At 58.5% G+C, this 7,735-nt stretch carries 7 protein-coding genes and 1 tRNA gene; 5 read left to right on the top strand and 3 right to left on the bottom strand.

From position 1 onward, the window contains the following. Positions 1–87: 87 nt before the first annotated feature. Positions 88–174, bottom strand: a tRNA-Leu gene (locus Q7O77_RS11855). Positions 175–289: 115 nt separating this feature from the next. After that, positions 290–1,192, bottom strand: coding sequence for a LysR family transcriptional regulator (locus tag Q7O77_RS11860; protein WP_304167409.1), 903 nt, complete (start codon positions 1,190–1,192; stop codon positions 290–292). Positions 1,193–1,309: 117 nt separating this feature from the next. Between Q7O77_RS11860 and Q7O77_RS11865 the strand changes: the two genes are divergently transcribed. Next, the gene (locus Q7O77_RS11865) at positions 1,310–2,305 is read left to right on the top strand and encodes an aldo/keto reductase (RefSeq protein WP_304167411.1); all 996 of its coding nucleotides are present in this window, start codon (positions 1,310–1,312) and stop codon (positions 2,303–2,305) included. Between the two features lie 53 nt (positions 2,306–2,358). Here Q7O77_RS11865 and rsmC read toward each other — a convergent pair whose 3' ends face one another. Then, positions 2,359–3,399, bottom strand: a complete 1,041-nt coding sequence (gene rsmC, locus Q7O77_RS11870; RefSeq protein WP_094109211.1) for a 16S rRNA (guanine(1207)-N(2))-methyltransferase RsmC — start codon at positions 3,397–3,399, stop codon at positions 2,359–2,361. Positions 3,400–3,511: 112 nt separating this feature from the next. Between rsmC and Q7O77_RS11875 the strand changes: the two genes are divergently transcribed. The 4 genes from Q7O77_RS11875 to Q7O77_RS11890 all read left to right on the top strand — a co-directional run bounded on the left by Q7O77_RS11875 (position 3,512) and on the right by Q7O77_RS11890 (position 6,026). Continuing rightward, the gene (locus Q7O77_RS11875) at positions 3,512–3,949 is read left to right on the top strand and encodes a DNA polymerase III subunit psi (RefSeq protein ID WP_085651626.1); all 438 of its coding nucleotides are present in this window, start codon (positions 3,512–3,514) and stop codon (positions 3,947–3,949) included. Then, positions 3,894–4,337, top strand: a complete 444-nt coding sequence (gene rimI / locus Q7O77_RS11880) for a ribosomal protein S18-alanine N-acetyltransferase (RefSeq protein WP_304167419.1) — start codon at positions 3,894–3,896, stop codon at positions 4,335–4,337. The genes Q7O77_RS11875 and rimI overlap by 56 nt, the downstream gene beginning before the upstream one ends. Positions 4,338–4,472: 135 nt before the next feature. Then, positions 4,473–5,015: a sigma-70 family RNA polymerase sigma factor gene (locus tag Q7O77_RS11885; RefSeq protein WP_304167422.1), complete on the top strand. Its 543-nt coding sequence runs from the start codon at positions 4,473–4,475 to the stop codon at positions 5,013–5,015. Between the two features lie 21 nt (positions 5,016–5,036). Next, positions 5,037–6,026 (top strand): FecR domain-containing protein, encoded by a 990-nt coding sequence (locus Q7O77_RS11890; protein WP_304167425.1) that lies wholly within the window; start codon positions 5,037–5,039, stop codon positions 6,024–6,026. Positions 6,027–7,735 lie beyond the last annotated feature (1,709 nt).

Here is a 7,735-nt window from a genome sequence, read left to right on the forward strand (position 1 = left end):
CGTTAAGACACTAACACCTGAAGCTAGCGCGTCTACCAATTCCGCCACCTTCGCAGGTACTGTGCAATACAAATCAGTGTGGTGAGGTGGTGCGAAGAGAGGGACTTGAACCCTCACGCCCGTTAAGGCACTAACACCTGAAGCTAGCGCGTCTACCAATTCCGCCACCTTCGCAAACCAGGGACATAACGTCACGCAATGTCACCACGGAGGCGAATTCTAGAGATTTTACGGCCGAGGTCAATGATTATTTCCCCTCCGCGCGAGGGTTTGCTGCAAAAAGCGGCGGTCAATCAACCGGAGCAGGCGCAATACATGCCTGCAACCAGTCTACGACCACCTGAATCCGCGGGGCCAGGAAGCGTCCGGCTGGGAACATGATGTAAAGCGGCATGGGCGGAGGCGGCAGGTCCGGCAGAATCTCCACCAGATCTCCCCGTTCAATAAGCGGTCGGAGGCTCCTGCGCGGCCCTTGAATAATCCCCAGACCGGCCTGTGCGGCGGCGATATACGCATCTACCCCGCTGACGTCCACCCATGTGGGCAGACTCTGCGTAAGCAACTGCCCTTCCTGAACAAACTCGAGGGGATAGCGATGCAGATTGCGCAAAGAAAAATAGCCCACCATCCGATGACCGGCCAGCTCGGCCAGAGAGGACGGAATGCCGTGCGCAGCACAGTAATCCACGGAGGCGCAGGAGAGCTGCGGCAGCGACGGCAGTTGACGGGCGGAGAGCGAATCATCCTCAAGCTGCCATGCCCGCACGACGCAATCCACACCCTCGCGCTGGACATTAATCGCCGCGTCGTTGGCGCTTAGCACCAGCCGGATGCCCGGATACTGACGATAAAACGCCGGAAGCGCAGGAATAACCAACTCACGGGCCATCGAGTGCGGCATATCGATGCGCACCTGCCCGCTGGGCTGCTTCCGCTGTTGGGTGAACATGGCATCGCTTTCATCGAAAGCCGATAACAGCTGCATGCAGCGTTGATAATAAAGCCGCCCTTCATCCGTAATGCGAACCTGACGCGTTGTTCGCTCCGCCAACCGGACGCCCAGTCGCAACTCCAGTCGTTTAAGCGTCTGGCTTACCGTCGCCCGTGGAAGCCCCAGACTCTCGGCCGTGCGGCTGAAGTTTTCCGTTTCCACGATGCGAACGAACACGCGCATCGCCTGTATCTGATCCATGAGCAACGTCCACGGGATTGTTTGTTATTTGCAAACAGTGTTGCATAAAACGCGTGATTTATCTTCATTACGCAAACAACCACACTGGCATTCTTATCTTCTATCGAGGACATCAGCATGCAACAGAGAACATTAGGGCCGACAGGGCCGCAGGTTTCCGCACTGGGACTGGGCTGTATGGGCATGAGCGATTTTTATTCCACCCATCAGGATGCCGACGAATCCCTCGCCACCCTGCACCGCTCGCTCGAACTGGGCATCACGCTGCTGGATACCGCCGACATGTACGGGCCATATACCAATGAGCAACTGGTGGGAAAAGCGATTAAGGGCAAACGCGACCGCGTCTTTCTGGCGACCAAGTTCGGGATCGTGCGCGATGCCGTCAATATGGACGAACGCGGTATCTGCGGCAGACCGGAGTATGTCCGTCAGTCGGTGGAAAGCAGCCTGAAGCGGCTTGGGGTCGAGACAATTGATCTTTACTATCAACACCGGGTCGATCCCACGGTGCCGATTGAAGACACCGTAGGCGCGATGGCCGACCTCGTGAAAGAGGGCAAGATTCGTTTCATCGGATTGAGCGAAGTTTCCGCCGCCACGCTGGAACGCGCGCACCGCGTTCATCCCATCACCGCGCTGCAAAGCGAATATTCATTGTGGACTCGGGATGTGGAGACAGACATCCTGCCGACCTGCCGCAAGCTAGGCGTCGGTTTCGTTCCCTATAGCCCGTTGGGCCGTGGTTTCCTGACCGGCGCTATCCGTGATTTGAACACGCTGGCTGACGACGACTTTCGTCTCAAAAATCCGCGTTTTCATGGCGATAACTTCACCCGCAACCTGCGTCTGGTCGAACATGTGGAGACATTGGCGAAGGAAAAAGGCGTGACGCCCGCGCAGCTGGCGCTGGCCTGGGTGCTGGCGCAAGGGGAACACATCGTACCGATCCCCGGCACCAAACGACGCCGCTATCTGGAGGAGAACGTCGGCGCGTTGGATGTGACATTGACCGCCGCGGAGCTGGCCGCCATCGACACCCTGTTTCCGCTACAGGCCGCCGCAGGCGAGCGCTATGGCGTAGAAGGCATGAACACCATCAATAACGACTGACTTTCTGCGCTTGGAACCCCCGCGGCTTTTCGCCGCAGGGGAATCATGCCGATTTAAGCGCGCGATTTGGATTTGGCGCCGCGTCCCATAACCGATTGATACACCCGGAAACGGCCGTTCTGCGCCAGCACTTCGTGGCTGCCGAACGTTTCATCCAACAGCGCCGGATAGGGCAGGAAGGCGTTGGCGACGATACGCAGCTTGCCGCCGATGTTCAGATGCGCCGCCGCGCCGCGGATGAGCGCTTCCGCCGCGTGCAGGCTGGTTTGCATTCCGTCGTGGAACGGCGGGTTGGAAATGATCATGTCAAAACGACCGGCGACATCCGAGTAGACGTTGCTGGCGATGACGGCGCCTTCCAGCTCGTTACGCGCCAGCGTCGCCCGGCTCGCTTCCAGCGCCGCCGCGTTCACATCACTCAGCGTCAGACGAATTTTCGGCGCACGCTGGGCAAACGCCACGGCCAAAACGCCCGCGCCGCAGGCGATATCCAGCACTTTACCTTTCGAATGCGGTTCCAGCGTGCCAAGCAGCAGCTGGCTGCCGTTATCCAGCCCATCGCGGCTAAACACGCCCGGCAACGTACATACCGGTACGCCGTCGACATCATATTCATGCCACCAGCGCGCCAGATCAAAGGCTGGCGTCTGTTCCAGACGGCCGTGATACAGACCACAGCGACGCGCACTGTCGATTTTGGTCAGCGCCGTCAGGTCCGCCAGCAGCGTTTCCGCGCTGCGTACGCCGCTGCGGTTCTCGCCCACCACGAAAATATCGCAGCCGACGGGCAACAACGACAGCAGGTTAGTCAGCTGGAACTGGGCTTCCTGCTTGCTTTTCGGCCAGTAATAAATCAGGGTGTCGCAGCCCGCTACCATGTCAGCGTCGGCCAGCAGGGCGAAATGTGCCGCATCGCCCATTGTCCGGTTCAGCTGCTGCCAGTGGTGGTACTGCATCGTGTGCACGCGGACGTCTTCCGCCTCAAACTGGGCGGGCAAGGTATCTTGCAAATCACCGGCAAACAGCACGCGGCGGGTGGAAAAATCATCGCTGTGACGCAGTATCACTTCACTGGCGGGGGTAAATGCGGACATCAGGCTTCAAACTCCTCAATTAACTGAGCGACGATTATAGAGGTTTGTTGCCGCATGTTCGATGGGTTTGCTAGCATAGCGGCGCATACTCGCGCTCCGGACAAGGTAAGGCATGACATCACATCGGGACAGGCTGCTACAGCAATTGGGCATTACGCAGTGGACATTGCGCCGCCCCGCCGCGCTGAAGGGCGAAATCGCCATCAGCCTGCCGTCGACAGTGCGCCTGCTGATCGTCGCCGATCCGCTCCCTGCAATCGATGATCCGCTATTGCAGGATGTGCTCAGAAGTCTGCAATTGACCCCCGAACAGATCTACAGCCTGCTGCCGCAGCAGGTGGAAATGTTGCCGGACACCCGCGATTGCCCGGCCTGGTGGCTGGGCGCAACTCCCATGCAGCCGCCGCAAGGCGTGCAGCTTACCAGCCCGGCGTTGTCCGAGCTTGACCATAACCCGGACGCCAAGCGCGCGCTGTGGCGGCAAATTTGTCACTATGAACACGATCTCTACCCTGACCTCCGCCGATCTGACGACAGCCTTTCAGATTGAGCGCCTAAGCCACGCCTTTCCGTGGACGGAAAAAACCTTTCTCAGCAATCAAGGCGAACGCTACTTCAACATCAAGCTCAGCAACGACGCGCAGATGGTCGCCTTCGCGATCACGCAGATCGTGCTGGATGAAGCCACGTTGTTCAATATTGCGGTCCATCCCGAACATCAGCGTAAAGGTTACGGCCGTGCGCTCATGGAACATCTGATCGCCGAGCTGGAACAGCGCGGCATTCTGACGCTGTGGCTCGAAGTCCGCGCGTCAAATCAACAGGCTATCGCGTTGTATCAGTTTTTGGGTTTTAATGAGGTTTCCATCAGACGGAATTACTACCCCACGGCAGAAGGTCGCGAAGACGCCATCATTATGGCTTTGCCCCTGGGATAATCCCTGTCAGACACTTACTGGCGGGTGAGTAGCGAATGCTTCCAATCTTGGCATAAAAATTGAAATGGAAATTATTCTCAATTAGAATGCCGACCTCTTTTTATATTCAGGGACTGAAGGAACTCGATATTCATTATGTCTGCGGTTAACGTACCGACCACGCCTGATTTTTGTCAGCTCTACCAGCAGCACCACGGCTGGTTGCAGAGCCTGCTGCGTAAACGCCTGGGAAACCGGTGCGACGCATCCGATCTGGCGCAGGACGTTTTTCTCCAGTTACTGATGAAACCCCGCGAGTTCGACAGTCACCACGGCACCCGAGCTTATCTGAGCGTCATGGCGCAGGGAATGTGCGTCGACCTTTGGCGACGCAAGGCGCTGGAACAGGCCTGGCTGGAATCGTTGCAGCACCATGCGGCGGACACCTCCCTGTCGGCCGAACAGAACTCCATCGTGCTGGAAACGTTGTTTCAAGTGGACGGCATGCTGCGTCATCTCCCGGAAAAAGCGCGCTCGGCGTTTGTGATGTCGCAAATTCAGGGGATGACCTATGCGCAGATCGCGTCGGTGCTAAAAGTGTCTGAACGTATGGTGAAAAAATATATGGCGCAGGCCATGCTGCACTGCATTCTTCTCGAAACAGAATCCGACGCCGAACCGCCGACCCGGTCCCGTTAATTCAATCAGGTCGATTATTCTATGCCTTTTCCCCCGTCCCCACCGACCAAGCCCGGTTTTGAGTCTCTGCAAGAGGCGGCGGACTGGTATGCGCAGTTGCTGGAGGAAGACGGTGAGCACAGTGAACTGCACCGCCGCTGGCAACGTTGGCTGGATGAAAGCGCCGAACATCGAGAGGCATGGATCTACGTGCAGACGATTAGCCAGCGCTTTCAACCGCTGCGGGGCGAGCTGCATCAGCCGAGCACGGATGCGCTTCTGCGCTCGCCGCGCGTCAGCCGTCGCCGGGCGCTGAAGCTGACGGCGCTGCTGACGTCCGGTGCGCTGCTGTCCTGGATGGGCTACCGCTATACCCCGCTGCGCGGGTCGCTGCTGGCGATGGCCGCCGACAATCGCACCGTGACCGGCGAGATCAAGCAGGTGACGCTGAGCGATGGGTCGCGCATCTGGCTGGACACCGCCAGCGCGATGGATATTCGCTATACGACCACAGAGCGGCAGTTGATTCTGCGCTCCGGCCAGATATTTATCGCCACCGCGCCTGACCAACAGCGGCCGTTTATCGTGGTCAGCGACCAAGGCAGGATGCAGGCGCTCGGCACGCGTTTCAGCGTCAGCCAGCAGGACGAGAGCACGCAGCTCAACGTGTACGACGGTATCGTCGCCGTCACGCCCCGACAGGAGAGCGGCATGCGCCGCATTACCGCCGGCCAGCAGTGGCGTTTCACCGCCGACGGTCAGGGAACGCTCGATCGTTTGGACAGCCTCGACGCCGACTGGCGCACGGGGAAATTGAGCGCCGACGATACTCCGTTGGGCGAGGTGATCGCCCGACTGTCGCGCTACAGGCGCGGCCATCTGTCCTGCGCGCCGGATATCGCCGCTCTGCGCCTGATGGGAACCTTCCCGCTGGACAACACCGACAGGGCGCTGGAGATGATATCCCGGGCGCTGCCGATCCGCATTAATCGACGCTTTTCCTGGTGGGTGACGGTAGAAAAAAAAGTTTAATAATTTCTTCCGTCTCGGTTCCCTTTTTAACCGCTCGTTCGATTCACTATAAAACAGGCTTTATTTCTTTTGACTCTGGGTATTAAAGGCTATTCCTATGTTATTCACCGCACCACCTCGCGCTCTCCGGCCGTTGGCTCTGGCCGCCCGTCTTTTTGTACTGGGCTCACCGGCTCTCGTTCTCCATGCTGCGCCTGCCAGCGCGGCGGACAACGCCCCCGTGCAGCACTACTCCATTGCCGCAGGTGCGCTAAGCGAACAGCTTAATCAATTCGCGCGCCAGTCCGGCATCGATCTCGCGGCTAATTCATCGCTGACCAATAGCCTGAACGGCAAAGCGCTGAACGGCGATTACGGTGTGGAGAAGGGTCTGACGACGCTGCTGCAAAGCCACGGTTTGCAGGCGGTGAAACAGGCGGACGGCAGCTTCCTGCTGCAAAAAACGCCGACTGAGGACGAATTGGTGGTGGTCGCGCAGGTGAATCACCAGGGCATGACCGAAGGCACCGGTTCCTACACCACGCGCAGCATGAGCGCGGCAACAGGGCTGGCGCTGTCCCCCAGAGAGACACCGCAGTCGGTCAGCGTCGTCACCCGCCAGCGAATGAACGAACAGAATATGACGTCGCTGGATGACGCGATGAGTCAGACCACCGGCGTCAACGTGGTCAATCAAAGCTCTTATCAGGTGAAATTCCAGTCACGCGGCTTCAGCATGGATAACGTGAAGGAGGATGGCGTTAGCTCCTCTTTCCAGAACAGTATCGCGGATATGGGCGCCGCTGAAGCCTCCAGCGAGTCGCCCGATCTGGCGATCTATGACCACGTGGAAGTCTTGCGCGGCGCCTCCGGCCTGACGCAGGGCAGCGGAGAGCCAGGCGGCACCGTCAATCTGGTGCGTAAAAAACCCACCTATAATTTTCAGGGCTACGTCAGCGCGGGCGCAGGTTCCTGGGACAACTACCGCAATGAGGTCGATGTCTCTGGCCCCCTGAATGACGATGCGTCCGTACGCGGCCGCTTCGTCGGCGTTTTTCAGGATAAACAGAGCTCGGTGGACTATGTCGATAGCGAACGCCGGGTGCTCTACGGCACGCTGGCGTGGGATCTCACTCCCGATACCACGTTGACGACCGGCATTAACTGGCAGAAAACCCATACGGTGCCCAATCTGTACGGTCTGCCGATGGCGACCGACTACAGCAGTCTTGACCTGCCGCACTCGACCTTTCTCGGCGCCAGCTGGAACCGGATTACATTTGAAAAGCTGAACACCTTCGCTGAACTCGAGCACCACTTCGAGAACGACTGGTCGTTGAAAAGCGCGCTGAACTACACCCACTCCGATGCGGAAGGGAAGTTCGTCGGCATATTCGGCAACGGCACCAAGGGCGTGGACAGCAGCGGCACTGGCGCGCTGAATAATGCCATACAGCGACACAACCGCAGCAATCAGTGGGGATACAACCTGAGCCTCAGCGGCCCGTTCGAACTCTTTGGGCGCAACCATGAGCTGCTGATCGGCGGGGATTACCAGAAAGAAAACTTCGACAACCGGTTCGGCTCCATCACCCCACGCAATCCCGCCGTCAACATTTACGCCTGGCAGCCGGATGCGCTGGATGAACCGAACTGGCCGGACTACACCTCACGCTATAAATACCTGTCTCTTATACACATCTCCGAGCCCACGAGACTAAGGCGAATCT

It is taken from the genome of Lonsdalea britannica (genome assembly GCF_946477055.1).
In the GTDB taxonomy this organism is placed as follows: Bacteria; Pseudomonadota; Gammaproteobacteria; order Enterobacterales; family Enterobacteriaceae; genus Lonsdalea; species Lonsdalea britannica_A.

What these genes read in the sequence shown, in the direction of transcription:
- Q7O77_RS11860 (WP_304167409.1), bottom strand. Translation starts at nt 1,192, where the DNA reads ATGGATCAGATACAGGCGATGCGCGTGTTCGTTCGCATCGTGGAAACG.
- Q7O77_RS11865 (WP_304167411.1), top strand. Translation starts at nt 1,310, where the DNA reads ATGCAACAGAGAACATTAGGGCCGACAGGGCCGCAGGTTTCCGCACTG.
- rsmC (WP_094109211.1), bottom strand. Translation starts at nt 3,399, where the DNA reads ATGTCCGCATTTACCCCCGCCAGTGAAGTGATACTGCGTCACAGCGAT.
- Q7O77_RS11875 (WP_085651626.1), top strand. Translation starts at nt 3,512, where the DNA reads ATGACATCACATCGGGACAGGCTGCTACAGCAATTGGGCATTACGCAG.
- rimI (WP_304167419.1), top strand. Translation starts at nt 3,894, where the DNA reads ATGAACACGATCTCTACCCTGACCTCCGCCGATCTGACGACAGCCTTT.
- Q7O77_RS11885 (WP_304167422.1), top strand. Translation starts at nt 4,473, where the DNA reads ATGTCTGCGGTTAACGTACCGACCACGCCTGATTTTTGTCAGCTCTAC.
- Q7O77_RS11890 (WP_304167425.1), top strand. Translation starts at nt 5,037, where the DNA reads ATGCCTTTTCCCCCGTCCCCACCGACCAAGCCCGGTTTTGAGTCTCTG.